The following is a 19,287-nucleotide window of genomic DNA, read 5'->3' on the forward strand; positions in this document are numbered from 1 at the left end:
GGGGAGAGAGAGGGGGTTAGAGGAAGGTGGCTGCCAGGACGAGGGCGGCCAGGGCGATCTGGGCGAGGAGGCGGGGGATGAAGGGGATCGCGAGGGAGCCGAACCGGTCGCGGCGGGTCGACGCGTAGGCGTTGGCCGGAAAGACGCAGGCCAGAAAGACCACGAGCGCGACACCCGCGATCACGCGGGTCGGCGGGAACAACAGCCCGAGGCCCCCGGCGATCTCGCACACCCCGGTGATGTACACCAGCGTCAGCGGGGTCACCCTCCCGTCGGGCCGCAACCACGGCGGGATCATCGCCGCCATGGTGCGCGCCGAGCGCGGCACGAAGTGGTTCACCCCCATGCCGATGAACACCACGGCGATCACGATGCGCAGAACCGTGATGATGACGGCAAGAGTCTCGGCGGGCATCCCTCCAGTCTGCCCTGCACTACAGTTGAGTGGTTCCCGCCCCAGAACCAAAGGACCCGATCCGTGTCGAAACCGGTCGTGCTGATCGCCGAAGAACTCTCTCCCGCCACCGTCGACGCTCTCGGGCCCGACTTCGATGTGCGCACCGTCGACGGCACCGATCGACCGGCTCTGCTGGCGGCGCTCGCCGACGCGAACGCGGTGCTCGTGCGCTCCGCGACGAAGGTCGACGCCGAGGCCATCGCCGCGGCTCCCCACCTGCAGGTCGTCGCCCGCGCGGGCGTCGGGCTCGACAACGTCGACATCAAGGCCGCGACGACCGCGGGCGTCATGGTGGTCAACGCCCCCACCTCGAACATCATCTCGGCCGCAGAGCTCACGGTCGGCCACATCCTGAGCCTCGCCCGTCACATCCCGGCCGCGCACGCGGCGCTCGCGCAGGGCCAGTGGAAGCGCTCCGCCTACACCGGCGTCGAGCTCTTCGAGAAGACCGTCGGCATCATCGGCCTCGGGCGCATCGGCGCGCTGATCACCGCTCGCCTGCAGGCCTTCGGCGTGAACGTCATCGCCTACGACCCCTACGTCACCAGCGCCCGCGCCCAGCAGCTCGGCGTCACCTTGGTGACCCTCGACGACCTGCTCGCCCAGGCCGACTTCGTCACCATCCACATGCCGAAGACCCCCGAGACCACGGGCATGATCAGCGACGAGCAGCTCGCGCTGATGAAGCCGACGGCGTTCATCGTCAACGTCGCCCGTGGCGGCCTGATCGACGAAGACGCGCTCTACCGCGCCCTCAGCGCCGGCGTGATCGCGGGCGCCGGGCTCGACGTGTTCGTGAGCGAACCGCCGAAGGAGTCGCCGCTGCTCGGCCTGCCGAACATCATCGTCACCCCGCACCTCGGCGCCTCGACCGACGAGGCGCAGGAGAAGGCGGGGGTCTCGGTGGCGAAGTCGGTGCGGCTCGCGCTGTCGGGCGAGTTGGTTCCGGATGCCGTGAACGTCGCCGGTGGGGTCATCGACCCCTACGTGCGCCCCGGCATCCCCCTGGTCGAGAAGCTCGGGCAGGTGTTCTCCGGTCTCGCGCAGAGCCCGCTCACGTCGATCGACGTGGTGGTGAAGGGCGAGCTCGCCGACTTCGACGTGAGCGTGCTGAAGCTCGCCGCGCTCAAGGGCGTGTTCACCAACGTCGTGAGCGAGAGCGTCTCCTACGTCAACGCGCCGCTGCTCGCCGAACAGCGCGGTGTGACGGTGCGGCTCATCACCGAGCCGGTGTCGGAGGAGTACCGCAACGTCGTCACCCTGAGCGGCGCCCTGAGCGACGGATCGCAGATCTCGGTCTCGGGCACCCTCACCGGCACGAAGCAGATCGAGAAGATCGTCGAGATCAACGGCTACGACGTCGAGGTGCCCTTCGCCCGGCACCTGATCGTGATGCTCTACACCGACCGGCCGGGCATCGTGGCGGTCTACGGCAAGGAGTTCGGCGAGGCATCCGTCAACATCGCCGGCATGCAGATCGCGCGCCACGAGGCCGGCGGCAAGGCGCTCAGCGTGCTGACCGTCGACTCGCCCGTGCCCGACGGCCTGCTCGAGAAGCTGCGCGTCGACATCGACGCCGACACGATGCTCGAGATCGACGTCACCGAGGAATAGGTCGAGAAAGTTTTCTTCGCGGCTGTCGATTCCGGCCGCTACCGTTCGTCGTAGGGATGTCGCATGACACACGTCGAACCGTAGGAGAAGACATCATGACCAAGGAATACATCATCCTCATCCGCGAGCCGGAGTGGGACTCGTCGCAGGTCAGCGAAGAGCAGTGGGCCGCGGCGATGCAGGAGCACGGCGCCTTCATGCAGGCCGTGGCCGCCGCCGGCGCGCAGCTGCTCGGCGGCGACGCGCTCGAGTCGAGCGCGAAGGCCGTGCGCATCCAGCCCGCGCGCGACGGACAGCCCGCGGTCTACACCGACGGCCCGTTCACCGAGACCAAAGAGGTGGTCAGCGGCTTCTACAAGATCGGCGCCGAGAGCGACGAGCAGGCCCGCGAGCTCGCGGCCCGCGTGCCCACCGGCGGCTGGGTCGAGCTGTTCCCGGTGATGGACACGAACGGCCAGGCCAACCCGTCCTGATGGGCGATCATCGCGAGCTGGAGGTCGCGTTCCGTGAGGAGTGGCCGCGCATCCTCGGAAGCGTGCTGCGGTTCACGGGCGACCTCCAGCTCGCGGAGGACTGCGTGCAGGAGGCGTTCGCCCGCGCGCTCACGGCCGCGCAGACCGAGACGCTGCGCAACCCGGCGTCGTGGATCACCACGACCGCCAAGCACCTCGCCGTCGACCAGCTGCGACGCGAAGCGAGCCTGGCCCGCAACTTCGGCAAGCTCGCCGCGGATGCCGCCGACGCCTCCGCCCGGGCCGCCGACGCCGTGGGCGCCGACTCGTTCGCGGTGTCGCTCGACGACGACCGCCTGCAGCTGATCTACCTCACCTGCCACCCCGGCCTGAGCGAGGAGGCGCGGCTCTGCACCGCCCTGCGCGCGGTCTGCGGTGTGCCGACGGCCGAGATCGCCGACCTCTTCCTCGTGAAAGAGGCCACCATGGCCGCGCGGCTCACCCGCGCGAAGAAGCGCATCCAGAACGGCGGAGCCCCTGGGGGAGTGGGCGATGCCGCGGGCGCTCCGCCGCGCATCCGCCTCGAGATGCCGGATGCCGCCGAGCTCGCCGCGCGCACAGACGACGTGCTCACGACCGTGTACCTGCTCTACACCACCGGGCACACCGCACCGGCGGGTCACGAGTTGAGCCGATCGGTCACGACCTCGGCGGCCCTCGGGCTCGCACGCTCGGTGGTGCGGCTCGCCCCGCGACACCTCGAGGCGCGCGGGCTGCTCGCGCTGCTGCTGCTCTCGGAGGCACGGGCACCCGGCCGCGTCGACGCCGACGGCGCCGCGGTCAGTCTCGAAGACGCCGACCGTTCGCTCTGGAACCGCGACCTGATCGAGGAGGGCCTCACCCAGGCCACGATCGCCCTCGCCGGGCGCGGCCGCTTCGCCCTGCAGGCCGGCATCTCGGGGCTGCACGCCGACGCCTCGGCCTGGGAGGCCACCGACTGGGTGTCGATCGTGTCGCTCTACGACGCTCTCGCCGCCCGCTGGCCCTCGCCGGCGGTGCTGCTCAACCGCATCGTCGCGCGCAGCTTCCTGCACTCCGTCGGGCCCGAGGCCGCGCTCGCCGAACTCGACGCCTTCGAGCGCGACTCGCCGCCCGCGGCTGCGCCGGCGTTCGCCGCGCAGCTCGCGGCCGCCCGCGCCGACCTGCTGCGCCGCGCCGATCGCCCCGCCGAGGCATCCGCCGCCTACCGCGTCGCCGTGGCACTCGAGGCCAACGGTGCCTTGCGGGCTTTCTTAACCCAAAAACTGGAGGCCCTGACACTCCCACAACCCCCTCGAGAAGTCACAGATCGGTCGAAAAAGGGCTCGGGATGACCCAAAAGTGACTTCTGGGGGTGAGAGAGCGAGCCAGACCAGGTGAGCCCGGGCGGCTAATGTTTATACATGGCACGCACGATCAAGCTCGCACTCATTCCCGGTGACGGGATCGGCCCCGAAGTCGTCACCGAGGCCGTCAAGGTGCTCGACGCGGTCACCGCGGGCAGCGACATCGAGTTCGCGAAGACGCACTTCTCGCTGGGCGCCACGCGCTATCTCGAGACCGGTGACGTGCTCACCGACGACGATCTCGCCGCGATCAGCGCCCACGACGTCATCCTGCTCGGCGCCGTCGGGGGAGTGCCGGGCGACCCGCGGCTCGCCAACGCGAACATCGAGCGCGGCCTGCTGCTGAAGCTGCGGTTCTCGCTCGACCACTACGTGAATCTGCGCCCCACCACCATCTACCCCGGTGTGCCGAGCCCGCTCGCGAGCCACGGCGACGTCGACTTCGTGGTCGTGCGCGAGGGAACCGAGGGCCCCTACGTCGGCAACGGCGGCGCCATCCGGGGCGGAACGCCGCACGAGATCGCGAACGAGGTGTCGGTCAACACCGCCTTCGGGGTGGAGCGGGTGGTGCGCTTCGCATTCGCCGCGGCATCCGCTCGTCGCAAGAAGCTGACCCTCGTGCACAAGACCAACGTGCTCACCTTCGCCGGCGGCCTCTGGAAGAGGCTCGTCGACGAGGTGGGGGCCACTTTCCCAGAAGTGGACGTCGACTACCTGCACGTCGATGCCGCGACCATCTTCTTGGTGACCGACCCTGCTAGATTTGACGTGATCGTCACAGACAACCTCTTCGGCGACATTCTCACCGACCTCGCCGGCGCAATCAGCGGCGGAATCGGATTGGCGGCCTCGGGCAACATCAACCCCGACGGCACCTACCCTTCGATGTTCGAACCGGTCCACGGATCCGCTCCCGACATCGCAGGCCAGCAGAAGGCCGATCCCACCGCAGCGATCCTCTCGGTCGCGATGCTGCTCGACCACCTCCAGCTGACCGACGCGGCCACCCGCGTTCGCGACGCCGTGGTGGCCGACATCGCCACCCGCACCGACTCTTCGCGCACCACGTCGCAGATCGGTGACGCGATCGCCTCCGCGCTGGCCGCACCGGCCCTCACTCAGACCCTTTGACGAAAGACAGACCATGACTCTCGCTCCGACCTCCACTTTTCCGCTGCAGTTCGACCTCACGCCGTCACAGGATGCGCGTGCCGAGGCCGAGCGCGAGGTCATCCTCGCCGACCCCGGCTTCGGCAAGCACTTCACCGACCACATGGTGAAGATCGACTGGACGGTCGACGAGGGCTGGCACGACGCGAGCGTCATTCCCTACGGCCCCCTGCTGCTCGACCCGTCGGCAGCCGTGCTGCACTACGCGCAGGAGATCTTCGAGGGGCTCAAGGCCTACCGTCACGCCGACGGCTCGATCTGGACCTTCCGGCCCGAGAAGAACGCCGAGCGCCTGCAGCGATCCGCCCGCCGCCTCGCGCTGCCCGAGCTCTCGGTGGAGGACTTCGTGGAGTCGCTGCGCCAGCTCGTCGCTGTCGACGGATCGTGGGTGCCGTCGGCGCCCGAGACGAGCCTCTACATCAGGCCGTTCATGATCGCGAACGAGTCGTTCCTCGGCGTGCGGCCCTCGCAGAAGGTCGGCTACTACGTGATCGCGAGCCCGGCGGGCGCCTACTTCAAGGGCGGCGTGGCACCGGTGTCGATCTGGCTGTCGACCGAGTACTCCCGCGCCGGCCGCGGGGGCACCGGGGCCGCGAAGTGCGGCGGCAACTACGCGGCCTCGCTGCTGCCGCAGCAGGAGGCCTACGAGAACGGATGCGCCCAGGTGCTCTTCCTCGACGGCGAGACCGGCGAGCACGTCGATGAGCTCGGCGGCATGAACGTGTTCTTCGTGCACCAGGGGGGCACGATCGTCACCCCGCGCCTCACGGGCACCATTCTCGAGGGCATCACGCGCGACAGCATCATCCAGCTCGCCCACGATCGCGGGCTGACCGTCGAGGAGCGTGACGTGACCATCGACGAGTGGCGCGACGGCATCGCCTCGGGCGAGATCACCGAGGTCTTCGCGTGCGGCACGGCCGCTGTGATCACGCCCATCTCGGCGCTCAAGTCGCCCGACTTCACGATCGGCGACGAGAACGCGCCGGCGGGCGAGCTGACGATGTCGATCCGGCAGGAGCTCACCGACATCCAGTACGGCCGGCGGCCCGACCGCCACGGCTGGCTGACCCGTCTGGACGCGTGAGCCGGCGATGAAGATCGCACGGTTCAGCCACAAGGGCGCCATCAACTTCGGCATCGTCGACCAGAGCGACACCGGCGCCACCGAACTGGTGGTGCTGAACGGCGACCCGATGTTCGCCGGCTTCGACACAACGGGCGAGCGGGTTCCGCTGGCCGACGCCCCCATTCTGGCCCCGGTCATTCCGCGGTCGAAGGTGGTGGCCGTGGGCAAGAACTACCGCGACCACGTGGCCGAGATGGGCGGTGGCGAGGCGCCGTCGGAGCCCCTGCTGTTCTTGAAGCCGAACACCTCGGTGATCGGGCCCGGCGACCGCATCGTGCGGCCACCCCAGTCGTCGCGGGTCGACTTCGAGGGCGAACTGGCGGTGGTGATCGGGTCGGTGGCGAAGAACGTCGCCGAGGCCGACGCCGCCGGCGTGATCTTCGGCTACACCATCGCCAATGACGTGACCGCACGCGACCTGCAGCGCAGCGACGGCCAGTGGGCCCGGGCGAAGGGGTTCGACACCTTCTGCCCGCTCGGCCCGGTGATCGAGACCGAGTTCGATCTCGCGGCGTCGAACCTCGAGACCCGTCTCAACGGGGTGCTGAAGCAGAGCGCGCCGCTGACCGACATGATCCACTCGGTGCCCGCGATCGTGGCCTACGCCTCAGCCGTGTTCACCCTGCTGCCGGGCGACGTCATCCTCACCGGAACGCCGGCCGGCATCGAGCAGATGGAGTCGGGCGACACCGTCGAGGTCGAGGTCTCGGGCATCGGCGTGCTGCGCAACACGGTGGTCTGAGCGCGACCGTCGTCTGAGCACCACAGGCGCGGGCTAGGCCCTCACGTCGGCCGCGGGCGAGAGCCCCGCGGCGGCGTCGAGCGCGTCGAGCGCCGCGGCCAGCGAGTCGATCTGCTCGTCGTCGAGCTCGTGAAACAGCTCGAGCACCCGCCGTGCCCGCTCGGAGCGCGCACGCAGAATGGCCTCGTCGCCCGCCTCGGTCGACTGCACGAAGAACGAGCGGCCGTCGTCGGGGTCTGACGTGCGCGACACGAGCTTGCGGGTCTCGAGATCGGCCAGCAGCCGGGTGATGGTGGGTGCCGCCACCCGCTCGACGCGCGCGAGGTCGCCGGGCCGGATGGGGCCGTCGCGCACGATCGTCGACAGCGCCGACACCTGCCCCGGCGTCAGGGTGTCGCTGGTGGCCCGGATGCGCCGGTTGAGGCGCCCCACGGCGAGAGCGAGGCGCGCGGCGACCTCGGAACGGTCGGGGCCGGAATGGTTCGTCATCGAGTTGGGCTCTCAGTCACCGGGTGGAAGGGTAGGGACGAGTCTTCCACATGCCGCTGACGTTCGCGCCGACCGAACGCGCGAGTGCGGCGAAGTCGTCAGTCGTTGCCCGTCTGCTTGGTGAGGAACACCAGCACCTCGTCGGCCACCTCGCGCCAGCCGTGATCGATCGTCAGCGAGTGCCCGCGATCGGGGATCTCGAGGTACTCGGTCGTGCCGGGGTTCTTCGACTGGATCTTGTAGGCCGCCTCGACCATCGCGGGCGGCACCGTGTTGTCGGCCGCGCCGGCGATCAGCAGCAGCGGGCCGCGCTCGGGGTTCTTCGAGTCGACCTTGGTCTGGGTGAACGGGTTGAAGTTCGCCGTGGCCGCCTGGAACAGGGGCACACCGGATGCCGCCACGTGATAGGTCTTCCACAGCTCCTCGGCCTCGTCGGCGTCGAGTGCGTTCGCCCACCCGAAGGTGAACTGCTCGAGCGTGAGCGAGACCGCGCGGCCGAAGTTGAGCGGGTTGGCCAGCACCGGAGCCGACGACTTGAGCGACGAGGCCGGCAACGGCAGCACACCCTGGAAGGGTGCCGGATCGATGGCGACGGTGGCCTCGCTCGCCCCTTCGCCGGCGATCTTCTGCGCGATCAGCCCGCCGAACGAGTGCCCGACGACAGCCGGGGTGAGGGTCAGGCCGTCGATGGCCTCGAGGTAGTGCTCGGTGACCTGTTTCACCATCTTGTGCGCGAAGACGTCGGGGTCTTTGCGGGCCTCGTCGACGCTCGCGGGGTCGTCGGGCCAGCCCGGGGCGATGGTGGTGAACCCGTTCTCTTCGAACAGGGCGCGCCAGGCGTCCCAGCTGCTGGAGAGCAGCCAGAGGCCGTGCACGAAGACGACGGGCTGCAGACCGGTGGCGTTCGCACGCTCGATCTGCTGGAGTTCGGTGTCGGTGAGGGTGGTCACGGGACGTCCTTTCCGGGGGAGGAGGCGAGACTGCGCGGTGATCCAGTCGGTTGTGATCGAGACGCTAGTGGGAACGCTCTCACGGGCGCAAGGGACATCCGTCGCGAATTCCGCCGCGTGCGTAGACCGGCCGGGCCGGAGCGCCCAGAATGAAGGCATGGAGTCGAACGAGACGGTCACGCGGGAGTTCACCATCGTCATCGAGGCCGAGCCGTCTCGGGTCTGGACGGCGCTCACCTCGCCCGAGTACACCACCGAGTGGTGGTTCGCGAACACGGTCGAGTCGACATGGCAGGTGGGGGCGCCGATCACCTTCGTCGACGAGCTCGGGCTGCCGAACATCCTCGGTGAGGTGCTGGTGTTCGAGCCGCCGTCACGGCTGTCGACGACCTTCCTGCCGGTGTGGTCGAACGAGGTGCAGCAGAGCGGGGCCACGCGCGTGGACTGGCAGCTCTCGGCCTTCGACGACATCGGCGACGCACAGAGCACCCGGGTGAACCTGACCCATTCCGGGGTCGAGCCGGGAAGCGTGCTCGACCGGGAGACGACCCCCGGGTGGGAATACCTGCTCGAGAGCTTGAAGAAGCTGCTCGAACGGTGACCGCCTGGCGGCGCCGGCCGCCAATGTGTACACTGTCTACATCGGTGTTCCGGTTCAGATGGAATACCACGCACCATCCTCGGTGTTCCCCTTGAGAACCTCTTCTCCTCGGCGTCGCCGCCAGCCCTCTCGCCTTCTTCTGAACAGGACTCTTGTGACCGACAGCTCATCGCCCGCGATCACCGACACCCCCGCGGCCTCGGTGCCGGCATCCGCCGCGCCCGGCCCCGACAGCGACCGGCTCGCACGGCGTAACCGCCTCGTCATCAACCTGCTGCTGGTGGCGACGTTCGTCGTCATCCTCAACGAGACCATCATGGGTGTCGCGATTCCGCACCTGGTGGTCGATCTCAACATCACTGAGGTCGCCGCCCAGTGGCTCTCGACCGCGTTCATGCTGACCATGGCCGTCGTGATTCCGATCACCGGGTTCCTGCTGCAGCGCTTCAACACGCGGCCGGTGTTCATCGTGGCGATGTCGTTGTTCTCACTCGGCACGCTGATCGCGGCGATGGCCCCCGGCTTCGAGGTGCTGCTCGTCGCCCGCGTGGTGCAGGCCAGCGGCACGGCCATCATGATGCCGCTGCTCATGACCACCGTGATGACTCTGGTGCCGCCCGCGACGCGCGGCCGCACCATGGGCAACATCTCGATCGTGATCTCGGTGGCGCCCGCCATCGGGCCGACGATCTCGGGCATCATCCTGAGCACCCTGACCTGGCGGTGGATGTTCATCCTCGTGCTTCCGATCGCCATAGGCGCCCTGGTGCTCGGGGCGATGCGGGTGCAGAACGTCACCGAGCCGCGAGCGGTTCCGATCGACGTGTTCTCGGTCATCCTGTCGGCGTTCGGTTTCGGCGGGCTGGTCTACGGCCTCAGCAACATCGGCGGGGCGAGCGCCACCTTCCTGTCGAGCTGGTTGCCGCTGATCGTGGGTATCGTGGCGCTCGGCGCCTTCGTGATGCGGCAGCTCGCGCTGCAGCGCACCGACCGCGCGCTACTCGACCTGCGCACGTTCCGCTCGCGCACCTTCACCGTGGCCATCATCCTCATGGCGATCAGCATGATGGCGCTGTTCGGCACCATCATCGTGCTGCCGTTCTTCATGCAGAACGTGCTGCAGCTCGACGCCCTCACCACGGGCCTGCTGCTGCTTCCGGGCGGCATCGTGATGGGAGTGCTCGCGCCGTTCGTGGGCCGCCTCTACGACCGCTTCGGGCCGACCGTGCTGCTGGTGCCCGGCGCCGTGATCGTGAGCGGGGTGCTCTGGGGCCTCACCATGGTGAACGAGAACACCTCGATGTGGTGGGTGCTGGCCGCCCACGTCACGCTGAGCATCGGCCTGGCGCTGATGTTCACGCCGCTGTTCACCGCCGGTCTCGGAGCGCTGCGGCCGCGGTTGTACTCACACGGCTCCGCCATCGTGGGCACGGTGCAGCAGCTCGCGGGCGCCAGCGGAACCGCCCTGTTCATCGCCGTGATGGCGGGCGTCACGCTGTCGCAGCAGACGGCGGGGGCGTCGGCCATCAGCGCCTCGGCCGCCGGCATCCAGGCCGCGTTCCTCTGCGGCGCGATCATCTCGACCTTCGGCATCGTCGCCGCGTTCTTCGTGCGGCGCCCCGCGGTGTCGCCCGAAGACGAGCAGCTGCTCGACGAGGAGGCCGGCGCCGCGTCGGAGGGCGCGGTGTTCGGGCACTGACCCGGGGCCTGGGCCCGATGACCCCGGATGCCGCTAGAACTGCGGCGGCTCCGGCGGCGCCTCGGGCGGATCGGTCGGTGCGCCGGGCGGGGGAGCGGGCTGCTCGGGCGGAACGTAGGGCGGTGGCTGAGTCGACATGCAGCCGACCCTACTCGCGTGACGCGGGATCAGGCACCTCGAGCGGGGCGGTACTCCACCTCGGGGCGGCCCGGCGCGCCGTGGCGCTGCACGCGATCGGCAGCTCCCGCGTCGCTGAGGTGCTCGAGGTAGCGGCGGGCGGTGACGCGCGAGAGCGAGAGGCGTTCGGCGAGCTCGCCCGCGGAGAGACCCGCCGGGGCGGCCGATCGCAGCGCCGAACGCACCCGGTCGAGGGTCTCGGTGGTCAGCCCCTTGGGCAACTGCGAACCCGACCCGCGGCGGAGAGCGGCGAACGAGGAGTCGACCTCCTGCTGGTCGGTCACCTGTGACCCCGCCAGGCGGTCGTGGAAGTCGCGATAGGCGCCGAGTTTCTCGGCGAACGCGGCGAAGCCGAACGGCTTGATCAGGTAGTGCACGATGCCGAGCGACACGGCCGAGCGCACGACCGCGGCGTCGCGCACCGCGGTCACGGCGATGACGTCGGTCTCGATGCCGGCCGCGCGCAGCCCGCGGCACAGATCGATGCCCGAGGTGTCGGGCAGGTTCATGTCGAGCAGAATGAGGTCGACTCCGGATGCCGGCCCCTCGCGCAGCACCCGGATGGCCTCGTGCCCCGAGTGGGCGATGGCCGCGACGGCGTAGCCGTCGAGCCGGCCGACGTAGGCGGCGTGCGCCTCGGCGGTGAGCGGCTCGTCGTCGACCACGAGCACCCGGATGGGCACGCGCGTCGGCGAACCGATGGACGCGGCGGCGGTCACGGCATCACTCCCGCCGTCGCCGTGCTCGCCGCCGCCACTCCCGCAGCCGCCGTGCCCGCCGCCGCCACTCCCGCAGCCGCCGAGCCCGTGGCGGCGACCGGCACCCGCACCGTGAAGCGCGACCTCTCGACCTCGATCGTGCCCCCGAGCCTCGCGACCGCCTGGCGCACGAGCGCGAGCCCGATGCCGTGGTGGCCCTCGGCCTTCGTGGTCACCCCGAACTCGAACAGCGACCGGGTGGCCTCCGCGCTCGGCCCCGGTCCGCTGTCGCCCACGGTGATGCGCAGAACGCCCCGCGCCCGGCGCCCATCGGCTTCGGCGGTCGCGGGTTCGGAGGGTGCCTCGAGGTCGACCTCGACCGTGACCCGTGCGGTGTCGGGCGACGCCGCGGTGGCGGCATCCAGGGCGTTGTCGAGCAGGTTGCCGACGATGGTGATGAGCTCTCGCGTCGGGATGGCATCGCCCGGCAGCCGCGACGGCAACGACACGTCGAGAACCGCGCCTCGCTCGGCGGCCTGGGCCGACTTACCGAGCAGCAGCGCGAGCAGCACCGGCTCGTCGACGGCGGTGAGCATGCGGTCGGCCAGCTGCTGGCTGAGCGTGAGCTCCGACGTGGCCAGCTCGGCGGCCTCGGCGGCGCGGCCGAGCTCGATCAGGGCGATCATCGTGTGCAGACGGTTCGCGAACTCGTGCGCCTGCGACCGCAGGGCGTCGGAGAGGGTGGTCAGGGTGGCCAGTTCGCCGGTCAGCTCCTGCAGCCGGGTGTGGTCGCGCAGGGTCGTCACCGTGCCGACGAAGTGCGAACCGCCGCGTCGGCCCTCGGGCCGCTGCGACACGATACGGTCGCGGTCGACCACGATGACGTGGGTCGGAGTGATCACGATCTCGTCGACCGTCACCTCGTCGCGGAACAGCACCGCCGCGGTGGCGGCCGGCACCCCCAGCTGCTCGAGCGACACCGGTTCGGTGGTGGCCGGCGCGGTGATGCCCAGCAGCTCGGCGGCGCGGTCGTTGTAGAGCACCACCCGGCGCCGGGTGTTGCAGCACGAGGCCTTCGCCGATGGAGTGCAGCACGCCCTCGTAGTAGGCGAACATGCGGCTCATCTCCTCGGCGCCGCGGCCCCGGGTGACCCGGCGCAGGTAGCGGCTGAGCGCCCACGAGGCGACGGCGCCGACGACGAGCGCGAGCCCCGCGGCCGCGAGCACGGTCGAGATGCGGGCGCCGAGCGCCACCTGCGTCGCCGACACGGTGATGCCCGCCGACACCAGGGCGGTCACCCGGCCGGCGGAATCCTCGATCGGCACCACGGCCCGCACGCTCGGCCCGAGGGTGCCCGTGTAGGTCTCGGTGAACGGCTCGCCAGCAAGCGCCCGGTCGATCGTGCCGAGGAACGTCTTGCCGATCTGCGCCGGGTCGCGGTGGGTGTATCGCACGCCGTCGGTCGACATGATCGTGATGAAATCGACCCCGGTGGCGTCCATGATCGCCACCGCGTAGGGCTGCAGCGTCGCGCTCGGGTCGTCGCCCGCCACCGCGCCGGCGACGAACGGATCCTGCGCGATCGTCTCGGCCACGGCGAGGCTGCGTGCGGCGGCGTCGCGTTCCACGTCGGCGCGGGCGTCGGCCCAGATGAGCAGCACGGCCGCGAGCGTGAGCGCCAGGATCACGATGAACTGCAGCGCGAAGAGTTTCGTGGCGATGCTCCACCGTCGAATCATCCGTCACCCCCGCTCCGTCGCCTGGCCCGTCGTCTCACTGTAGGCATTCGACCGGCCGGCCCCCAACCGTCGCCCGCGAACACTATGAACACAACGACGACGAACGGATGCCGCACCCGCAGGCTGTCGGCAATGCATCAGGTCGAGGCCACCCGGCGTTCGACCCGTCGATCTCACGGAAGAGGGCAGCAATGGCGCTCCAGACCCCCACGACCACCGGCCGCACACGGCGCCGGCGGCTCGAATCGTCGCACTATCTCTACATCGCCGTCATCGTGGCGGTTGTCTCGGGCGCCCTCGTGGGCCTGGCGGCTCCCGAGTTCGCGGTGAACCTCAAACCCGTCGGAGACGCGTTCGTGGCGCTGATCAAGATGATGATCGCCCCCATCATCTTCTGCACCATCGTGCTCGGCGTCGGCTCCATCGCCAAGGCCGCCACGGTCGGCAAGGTGGGCGGGCTCGCTCTGCTCTACTTCATCGTGATGTCGACCTTCGCCCTCGGCATCGGGCTCGTCGTGGGCAACCTCATCCACCCCGGGGAGGGGCTCGACATCGCGGCCTCGAGCTACGACGCGGCGAGCACCGAGGCCGCGACGCCCACGGAGTTCCTGTTGGGCATCATCCCCACGTCGCTGCTGTCGTCGCTCACGGCCGGCAACATCCTGCAGGTGCTGTTCGTGGCGCTGCTGGTCGGGTTCGCGCTGCAGAAGATGGGGGCCAAGGGCGCGCCCATCCTCGGGGCGATCCGCCAGATCCAGGCGCTGGTGTTCCGCATCCTCGCCATGATCATGTGGGTTGCACCGATCGGCGCCTTCGGCGCGATCGCCGCCGTGGTGGGCAACACCGGGTTCGCCGCGATCGTGAGTCTCGGCACCCTCATGGTGGCGTTCTACATCACCTGCGCCCTGTTCATCGTGGTCGTGCTCGGGTCGCTGCTCTGGGCGGTGGCCCGGGTGAACATCTTCCGGCTGATGAAGTACCTCGCCCGCGAATACCTGCTGATCGTGTCGACCTCGTCGAGCGAGGTGGTGCTGCCGCGGCTCATCGCCAAGATGGAGCACGTCGGCGTCTCGAAGCCCGTCGCCGGCATCACCATCCCCACCGGCTACTCGTTCAACCTCGACGGCACGGCGATCTATCTCACGATGGCGTCGCTGTTCATCGCCAGCGCGATGGGCACCCCGCTGGCGCTGGGCGAGCAGATCTCGCTGCTGGTGTTCATGATGATCGCCTCGAAGGGCGCCGCCGGCGTCACCGGCGCCGGCCTCGCCACCCTCGCGGGAGGCCTGCAGGCGCATCGACCCGACCTGGTCGACGGCGTCGGCGTGATCGTGGGCATCGACCGGTTCATGTCGGAGGCCCGGGCGCTCACGAACTTCACCGGCAACGCCGTCGCGACGCTGCTCGTGGGCACCTGGACGAGGCAGATCGACCGCGAGCAGGTCACCGAGGTGCTCGCCGGGCGGCGCCCCTTCGACGAGTCGACGATGAGCGTCGACGACCACCTGGGCGCCGACGAATCGGCCGAGATCGCCCGGGAGGCCGGCCCGACGGTGGCCCCGGCCCGCACCACGCCGAACGGCGACGGATCGCGCCCGTCGACCGCCGCGCTCGCCGCGATCGTCGGCGACCTCGACGACGACAGGGCTCCGGCGCCCCGCGGCGGCTCCCGTTCGGGGGCGTGACGGGCCGCCGGCTGCCGGCGGAGTAGCCTCGTGCCATGAAGACGACGCTGACCCGAGAACAGGTGTTCGAGGTGTGCGCGGGGTTGCCCGCGACCACCGACGAGCGGCCGTTCGGGCCCGAGACATCCGTGTTCAAGGTGGTGGGAAAGGTGTTCGCCCTCACGAATCTCGACGAGGAGCCGTGCACGGTGACCTTGAAGGCCGCGCCACCGCACGCCGAAGCGCTCGTGCGCGAGCACGACTGGATCATTCCGGGCTACCACATGAACAAGAAGCACTGGATCACGGTGACGCTCGGGCCCTCGACCGACGGCCGGCTGGTCGAAGACCTCGTGGTCAACTCCTACGACCTCGTGGTGGCCGGCCTGCCGCGCGCCAAGCGCCCCTGACCCGGGCTGCGACCCGCTAACGTGGTGGAGCCCACTTCGAGCAGCAAAGGACCGACCATGTCAGACGCCACCAGCCCCGACCACCTGAGCCAGCACCACCGCACCACGCTCGCCCACATCGAGGCCCACCCCACGTCGCACAACCTCGAGTGGAAAGACGTGATCGCCCTGCTCGACGAGGTGGCCGACGTCACCGAGGAGCACGACGGCAAGTTCGTCGTGAAGCTCGCCGACGACCGTCTCGTGCTCACGAAGCCCAAGCACAAAGACATCGACGAGCAGACCGTGGTGGACCTGCGGCGTCTGTTCACGAACGCCGGCTACATCCCCACCGGCAAGTAGTCGCCCTCTGATGCCGTGGTCTTCTCCGGCGCGGGCTTGCCCACCCGGATGAAGATCACGGCGATGGCGGCCGCGGCCACCATGGCGACCGCGGCCGCCACGAAGGTCGCCGAGTAACCGGCGGTGAAGGCCGAGAGCTGGGTGGCGGCATCCGTCACCGTCACCCCGGCGACCGCGGCGGCGTAGATGGCCGTGAACACCGACAGGCCGATCGAGCCGCCGATCTGCATGGCCGAGTTGGCGGTGGCGGATGCCGCGCCCGCGTCGTGCGGGGCCACCCCCGTGAGGGCGAGATTCTGCAGCGGCACGAACACCAGCGCCATGCCGACGCCCATGATGACGAGCCCGGGCAGCACCTGCACGAAATAGTCGCCGTCGGCGGTGATGCGGCTGAGGTAGAGCAGCCCTGCGGCGACGATCAACGGGCCGGCGATCATGAGCGGGCGCGGTCCGATGACCGGCAGCGCCTTGGTGGCGAACGGCGCCACGATCATGATGGCGACGGTGAGCGGCAGGTTGGCCAGGCCCGCCTCGAGCGGTGGCAGGCCGAGCACGATCTGCAGGTGGAAGGCGAGGTAGAGGGTCGCGCCGATCATCACGCTTCCGGCGATGGCCTGGATGAGGAACGCCCCGCCGCGCACGCGGTCGAGCACGACGCGAAGCGGCAGCAGCGGCTGCGCGACGCGGGTCTCGATGAACACGAACAGCACGAGCAGGCCCACGCCGAGTGCGAGGAAGCCGATGGTGTCGGGGCTGCCCCAGCCGTGCTCGGCGAGGCTGAAGCCGTAGACGAGCGAGCCGAGGCCGAGGGTCACGGTGATCGCGCCCAGCACGTCGTAGCGGTTGTCGCCCTCGGCCTTGCTCTCGGTCACCAGCAGCATGCCGCCGATGAGTCCGACGACGATGAAGAACACGTTCACCAGCAGGCACCAGCGCCAGTCGGCGTATTCGGTCAGCACCCCGCCGAGCACCAGTCCGACCGCCGCGCCGGCGCCCGCGATCGTGCCGAACACGGCGAAGGCGGTGTTGCGGTCACGGCCGTGGGTGAAGGTGACGGTCAGCAGGGCGAGTGCCGCGGGTGCGAGGAGCGCCGCGAACGCACCCTGCAGGCCCCGCGCGACGATGAGCTCGACACCGTTCTGCGCGAGGCCGCCGAACGCGGAGGCCACGCCGAAGCCGAGCATGCCCACGAGGTAGGTGCGTTTGCGGCCCCAGTAGTCGGCGATGCGGCCGCCGAGCAGCAGCAGCGCGCCGAAGGCCAGCGCGTAGGCCGTGACCACCCACTGCCGCTGGCCGTCGGTGAGGTCGAGCTCGAGCTGCGCCTGGGGAAGCGCGATGTTGACGATGGTGCCGTCGAGCACGACGACGAGTTGGGTGAGGGCCAGCACGCCGAGAGCGAGCCAGCGATTGGGTTTCGTGCGGGTGCGCGTGCGCGGCGGTCGCGCGGGGCGAGAAGGGGATGCAGACACGGGGAGACCTCCGGGCAGGAACGGGTGCCGGAGGTTTCCAGCCTCGGATCGACTGCGGCGCCGTGAGCGCGGGAGCCGACCACACCAACCGGGGGTTGGTCAGGGCTCGAGTTTAGCGCACGCGCTACGGTGAAGAGCATGCGAGACCTTCAGAGCCAGATCATCCGCGACCTCCATGTGCTCCCGAGCATCGACCCCGCCGAGGAGGTCGAGCGGCGCGTGAAGTTTCTCAAGGACTACCTGCGCCGGGCGGGGGCGCGCGGCTTCCTGCTCGCGGTGAGCGGGGGGCAGGATTCGTCGCTCGCCGGCAAGCTCGTGCAGCGGGCGGTCGACGAGCTGCGCGCCGAGGGCGATGACGCCGTGCTCTACGCCGTGCGGATGCCGCACCGCGTGCAGGCCGACGAAGACGACGCGCAGCTGGCACTCGAGTTCATCCAGCCCGATCTCCGCATCGTGTTCAACATCGCGCGTGCCGTCGACGGATTCGACGACGAGTTCACCGATGCGACAGGGGAGCCGATCCGCGACTTCACGCGCGGCAACGTGAAGGCGCGCTCGCGCATGGTCGGGCAGTACGCCATCGCCGGCCAGCACGGGCTGCTGGTGGTGGGCACCGACCACGCCGCCGAGGCGGTGATGGGGTTCTTCACGAAGTTCGGCGACGGCGGTGCCGACCTGCTTCCGCTCACGGGTCTCACCAAGCGGCAGGGGCGCGCGCTGCTCGAGCACCTGGGCGCCCCGGAGCGGCTCTGGCTGAAGGCGCCGACCGCCGATCTGCTCGACGAGGATCCGGGCCAGACCGACGAGGCGAACCTCGGCATCGGCTACCGCGACATCGACGACTTCCTCGAGGGCCGCGAGGTCGACCCCGCGATCGCCGAGCTCATCGAGCAGCGCTACCGCGCCACCGAGCACAAGCGGCAGCCGCCGGCGACCATGTTCGACGAATGGTGGCGCGCCGGCGACTGACCGCGGCCGGCCTAGGGGGCCGAGGGCGTGTCGATGGTGATGTCGCCGGCGATGATGCCGGCCTGGATGTCGTCGAGCTCGCCCTGCAGGGTGGGCGCGACCTTCGACTCGAAGTCGTGGAACGGGCTCATCAGCACGCCGCCGTTGTCGAGGGTTCCGACGTACTCCTCGTTCGAGAAGTCACCGGCTGCCGAGGCCTGGATGACCTCGGAGATCGACTTCGGCATGTCGCGGGCGATCGACGTGAACCAGATGTCGTCGTAGTCGGGGTCGCTGACGTACATGTCGGTGTCGACGCCCACCAGCGCGACCGGGTTGGCCGACTCGCGGATGGCCTGCGCGGCGCCCTGGTAGATCGGTCCGCCGACCGGCACGATCACGTCGACGCCCTGCTCGAGGATGCCCTGCGAGAGCACCTTCGCGGCGTTGATGTCGCTGAAGTTGCCGGTGAACTGGCCCTCCTGCGTGTCGGGGTTCCAGCCGACCACCTGCACGTCGGTGCCCTTCTGCTCGTTGTGGTAGTCGACGCCGCGGGCGAAGCCGTCCATGTAGAGCGTGACCGGCGGAATCTGCGCGCCACCGTAGGTGCCGACCTTGCCCGTGGTCGTGTAGTCGGCCGCCGCGTAACCCACGAGGAAGCCGGCCTGCGAGGTGTCCCACACCACGCCCTTCACGTTGTCGGCGGTGATGGTGTTGTCGTCGACCATGATGAAGTCGATGTCGGGGTTCGCCGTGGCGGCCTCCTCGGTCGCGGCGGCGAGCAGGTAGCCCATCGTCACGATCGTGGTGCAGCCCTGCTCGACGAGGCTCGCGATGTTCGGCGCGTAGTCGCTCTCGGTCTCGGACTGCACGTCGATGTGTTCGGTGCCGAGCGTCTCGGCGGCGTCGGTGACGCCCTCGAGGCCCAGTTGGTTGAACGACTGGTCGTCGAAACCGCCCTGGTCGCTGACGATGCAGGGCAGGAAATCGGATGTCGCGGCCGCCGTGTCTGACGACGTCGCGTCGCTCGGGGCGCTGGCACAGCTGACGAGCGCCAGTGTGCCGGCGAGAGCCAGGGCGCTCGCGGCGGCCAGGCGGCGCACGGGCCGGAGGCGCGGGGTGCGCGGGAGGGAACGGGGGAGGGGGACATG

At 69.8% G+C, this 19,287-nt stretch carries 20 protein-coding genes and 1 pseudogene; 13 read left to right on the forward strand and 8 right to left on the reverse strand.

The window, feature by feature from the left end; translation table 11 throughout:
* Positions 1–16: 16 nt before the first annotated feature.
* Positions 17–415, reverse strand: a complete 399-nt coding sequence (locus N1032_RS14585; protein ID WP_259539878.1) for a DoxX family protein — start codon at positions 413–415, stop codon at positions 17–19.
* Between the two features lie 63 nt (positions 416–478).
* Here N1032_RS14585 and serA point away from each other — a divergent pair, with 63 nt between their 5' ends.
* The 6 genes from serA to N1032_RS14615 all read left to right on the forward strand — a co-directional run bounded on the left by serA (position 479) and on the right by N1032_RS14615 (position 6,949).
* The gene (serA, locus tag N1032_RS14590; protein ID WP_259539879.1) at positions 479–2,071 is read left to right on the forward strand and encodes a phosphoglycerate dehydrogenase; all 1,593 of its coding nucleotides are present in this window, start codon (positions 479–481) and stop codon (positions 2,069–2,071) included.
* A gap of 95 nt (positions 2,072–2,166) precedes the next feature.
* Positions 2,167–2,544, forward strand: coding sequence for a YciI family protein (locus N1032_RS14595; protein ID WP_259539880.1), 378 nt, complete (start codon positions 2,167–2,169; stop codon positions 2,542–2,544).
* On the forward strand, positions 2,544–3,896 hold the full coding sequence (locus tag N1032_RS14600; protein ID WP_259539881.1) for an RNA polymerase sigma factor: 1,353 nt from the start codon (positions 2,544–2,546) through the stop codon (positions 3,894–3,896). The genes N1032_RS14595 and N1032_RS14600 overlap by 1 nt, the downstream gene beginning before the upstream one ends.
* Positions 3,897–3,965: 69 nt before the next feature.
* Positions 3,966–5,039 carry a 3-isopropylmalate dehydrogenase gene (locus N1032_RS14605; RefSeq protein ID WP_259539882.1) on the forward strand — a complete coding sequence of 358 codons (1,074 nt, stop codon included), beginning with the start codon at positions 3,966–3,968 and terminating at the stop codon, positions 5,037–5,039.
* 13 nt (positions 5,040–5,052) lie between these two features.
* The gene (locus N1032_RS14610) at positions 5,053–6,165 is read left to right on the forward strand and encodes a branched-chain amino acid aminotransferase (RefSeq protein ID WP_259539883.1); all 1,113 of its coding nucleotides are present in this window, start codon (positions 5,053–5,055) and stop codon (positions 6,163–6,165) included.
* Positions 6,166–6,172: 7 nt separating this feature from the next.
* Positions 6,173–6,949, forward strand: coding sequence for a fumarylacetoacetate hydrolase family protein (locus N1032_RS14615; RefSeq protein ID WP_259539884.1), 777 nt, complete (start codon positions 6,173–6,175; stop codon positions 6,947–6,949).
* A gap of 33 nt (positions 6,950–6,982) precedes the next feature.
* Here N1032_RS14615 and N1032_RS14620 read toward each other — a convergent pair whose 3' ends face one another.
* Positions 6,983–7,438, reverse strand: a complete 456-nt coding sequence (locus tag N1032_RS14620; protein ID WP_259539885.1) for a MarR family winged helix-turn-helix transcriptional regulator — start codon at positions 7,436–7,438, stop codon at positions 6,983–6,985.
* A gap of 98 nt (positions 7,439–7,536) precedes the next feature.
* A complete protein-coding gene (locus tag N1032_RS14625; RefSeq protein WP_259539886.1) occupies positions 7,537–8,388 on the reverse strand; it encodes an alpha/beta hydrolase in 852 nt (283 codons plus the stop codon).
* A 157-nt stretch (positions 8,389–8,545) separates the two neighbouring features.
* Here N1032_RS14625 and N1032_RS14630 point away from each other — a divergent pair, with 157 nt between their 5' ends.
* Both N1032_RS14630 and N1032_RS14635 read left to right on the forward strand, forming a co-directional pair.
* Entirely contained in the window at positions 8,546–8,989 is a 444-nt protein-coding gene (locus N1032_RS14630; protein WP_259539887.1) for an SRPBCC domain-containing protein, read from the forward strand.
* A 154-nt stretch (positions 8,990–9,143) separates the two neighbouring features.
* Positions 9,144–10,688, forward strand: coding sequence for an MDR family MFS transporter (locus tag N1032_RS14635; protein ID WP_407933040.1), 1,545 nt, complete (start codon positions 9,144–9,146; stop codon positions 10,686–10,688).
* A gap of 167 nt (positions 10,689–10,855) precedes the next feature.
* Here the strand turns inward: N1032_RS14635 and N1032_RS14640 are convergent, their stop codons facing one another.
* Both N1032_RS14640 and N1032_RS14645 read right to left on the reverse strand, forming a co-directional pair.
* Positions 10,856–11,584, reverse strand: a complete 729-nt coding sequence (locus tag N1032_RS14640; RefSeq protein ID WP_259539888.1) for a response regulator — start codon at positions 11,582–11,584, stop codon at positions 10,856–10,858.
* Positions 11,581–12,606: a sensor histidine kinase gene (locus tag N1032_RS14645; protein WP_259539889.1), complete on the reverse strand. Its 1,026-nt coding sequence runs from the start codon at positions 12,604–12,606 to the stop codon at positions 11,581–11,583. The genes N1032_RS14640 and N1032_RS14645 overlap by 4 nt, the downstream gene beginning before the upstream one ends.
* A gap of 191 nt (positions 12,607–12,797) precedes the next feature.
* Here N1032_RS14645 and N1032_RS14650 point away from each other — a divergent pair, with 191 nt between their 5' ends.
* Entirely contained in the window at positions 12,798–12,926 is a 129-nt protein-coding gene (locus N1032_RS14650; protein ID WP_259539890.1) for a hypothetical protein, read from the forward strand.
* Here N1032_RS14650 and N1032_RS28415 read toward each other — a convergent pair.
* Positions 12,869–13,303, reverse strand: a pseudogene (locus tag N1032_RS28415) (histidine kinase); the annotation flags it as partial. The gene N1032_RS14650 and the pseudogene N1032_RS28415 sit on opposite strands and share 58 nt — an antisense overlap.
* Positions 13,304–13,494: 191 nt before the next feature.
* On the opposite strand from N1032_RS28415, the gene N1032_RS14660 reads away from it, so the two are divergent.
* Genes N1032_RS14660 through N1032_RS14670 form a run of 3 tightly spaced genes read left to right on the forward strand, consistent with a single transcriptional unit; the run spans position 13,495 to position 15,719 of the window.
* The gene (locus tag N1032_RS14660; protein ID WP_259539892.1) at positions 13,495–14,988 is read left to right on the forward strand and encodes a cation:dicarboxylate symporter family transporter; all 1,494 of its coding nucleotides are present in this window, start codon (positions 13,495–13,497) and stop codon (positions 14,986–14,988) included.
* A 35-nt stretch (positions 14,989–15,023) separates the two neighbouring features.
* Positions 15,024–15,377: an MmcQ/YjbR family DNA-binding protein gene (locus tag N1032_RS14665; protein ID WP_259539893.1), complete on the forward strand. Its 354-nt coding sequence runs from the start codon at positions 15,024–15,026 to the stop codon at positions 15,375–15,377.
* A 57-nt stretch (positions 15,378–15,434) separates the two neighbouring features.
* On the forward strand, positions 15,435–15,719 hold the full coding sequence (locus N1032_RS14670; RefSeq protein ID WP_259539894.1) for a hypothetical protein: 285 nt from the start codon (positions 15,435–15,437) through the stop codon (positions 15,717–15,719).
* Here N1032_RS14670 and N1032_RS14675 read toward each other — a convergent pair.
* Positions 15,698–17,188, reverse strand: coding sequence for an MFS transporter (locus N1032_RS14675; RefSeq protein WP_259539895.1), 1,491 nt, complete (start codon positions 17,186–17,188; stop codon positions 15,698–15,700). The two genes, N1032_RS14670 and N1032_RS14675, sit on opposite strands and share 22 nt — an antisense overlap.
* 138 nt (positions 17,189–17,326) lie before the next feature.
* Here N1032_RS14675 and nadE point away from each other — a divergent pair, with 138 nt between their 5' ends.
* Positions 17,327–18,157, forward strand: coding sequence for an ammonia-dependent NAD(+) synthetase (gene nadE, locus N1032_RS14680; RefSeq protein ID WP_259539896.1), 831 nt, complete (start codon positions 17,327–17,329; stop codon positions 18,155–18,157).
* An 11-nt stretch (positions 18,158–18,168) separates the two neighbouring features.
* Here the strand turns inward: nadE and N1032_RS14685 are convergent, their stop codons facing one another.
* The gene (locus tag N1032_RS14685) at positions 18,169–19,239 is read right to left on the reverse strand and encodes a BMP family lipoprotein (protein ID WP_259539897.1); all 1,071 of its coding nucleotides are present in this window, start codon (positions 19,237–19,239) and stop codon (positions 18,169–18,171) included.
* Positions 19,240–19,287 lie beyond the last annotated feature (48 nt).

The organism is Herbiconiux daphne (genome assembly GCF_024979295.1).
Taxonomy (GTDB): domain Bacteria; phylum Actinomycetota; class Actinomycetes; order Actinomycetales; family Microbacteriaceae; genus Herbiconiux; species Herbiconiux daphnes.

Coding starts and splice junctions, on each gene's coding strand:
- N1032_RS14585 (WP_259539878.1), bottom strand. CDS start 415: ATGCCCGCCGAGACTCTTGCCGTCATCATCACGGTTCTGCGCATCGTG.
- N1032_RS14595 (WP_259539880.1), top strand. CDS start 2,167: ATGACCAAGGAATACATCATCCTCATCCGCGAGCCGGAGTGGGACTCG.
- N1032_RS14600 (WP_259539881.1), top strand. CDS start 2,544: ATGGGCGATCATCGCGAGCTGGAGGTCGCGTTCCGTGAGGAGTGGCCG.
- N1032_RS14605 (WP_259539882.1), top strand. CDS start 3,966: ATGGCACGCACGATCAAGCTCGCACTCATTCCCGGTGACGGGATCGGC.
- N1032_RS14610 (WP_259539883.1), top strand. CDS start 5,053: ATGACTCTCGCTCCGACCTCCACTTTTCCGCTGCAGTTCGACCTCACG.
- N1032_RS14615 (WP_259539884.1), top strand. CDS start 6,173: ATGAAGATCGCACGGTTCAGCCACAAGGGCGCCATCAACTTCGGCATC.
- N1032_RS14620 (WP_259539885.1), bottom strand. CDS start 7,438: ATGACGAACCATTCCGGCCCCGACCGTTCCGAGGTCGCCGCGCGCCTC.
- N1032_RS14630 (WP_259539887.1), top strand. CDS start 8,546: ATGGAGTCGAACGAGACGGTCACGCGGGAGTTCACCATCGTCATCGAG.
- N1032_RS14650 (WP_259539890.1), top strand. CDS start 12,798: ATGCGGGCGCCGAGCGCCACCTGCGTCGCCGACACGGTGATGCCCGCC.
- N1032_RS14660 (WP_259539892.1), top strand. CDS start 13,495: ATGGCGCTCCAGACCCCCACGACCACCGGCCGCACACGGCGCCGGCGG.
- N1032_RS14665 (WP_259539893.1), top strand. CDS start 15,024: ATGAAGACGACGCTGACCCGAGAACAGGTGTTCGAGGTGTGCGCGGGG.
- N1032_RS14670 (WP_259539894.1), top strand. CDS start 15,435: ATGTCAGACGCCACCAGCCCCGACCACCTGAGCCAGCACCACCGCACC.
- nadE (WP_259539896.1), top strand. CDS start 17,327: ATGCGAGACCTTCAGAGCCAGATCATCCGCGACCTCCATGTGCTCCCG.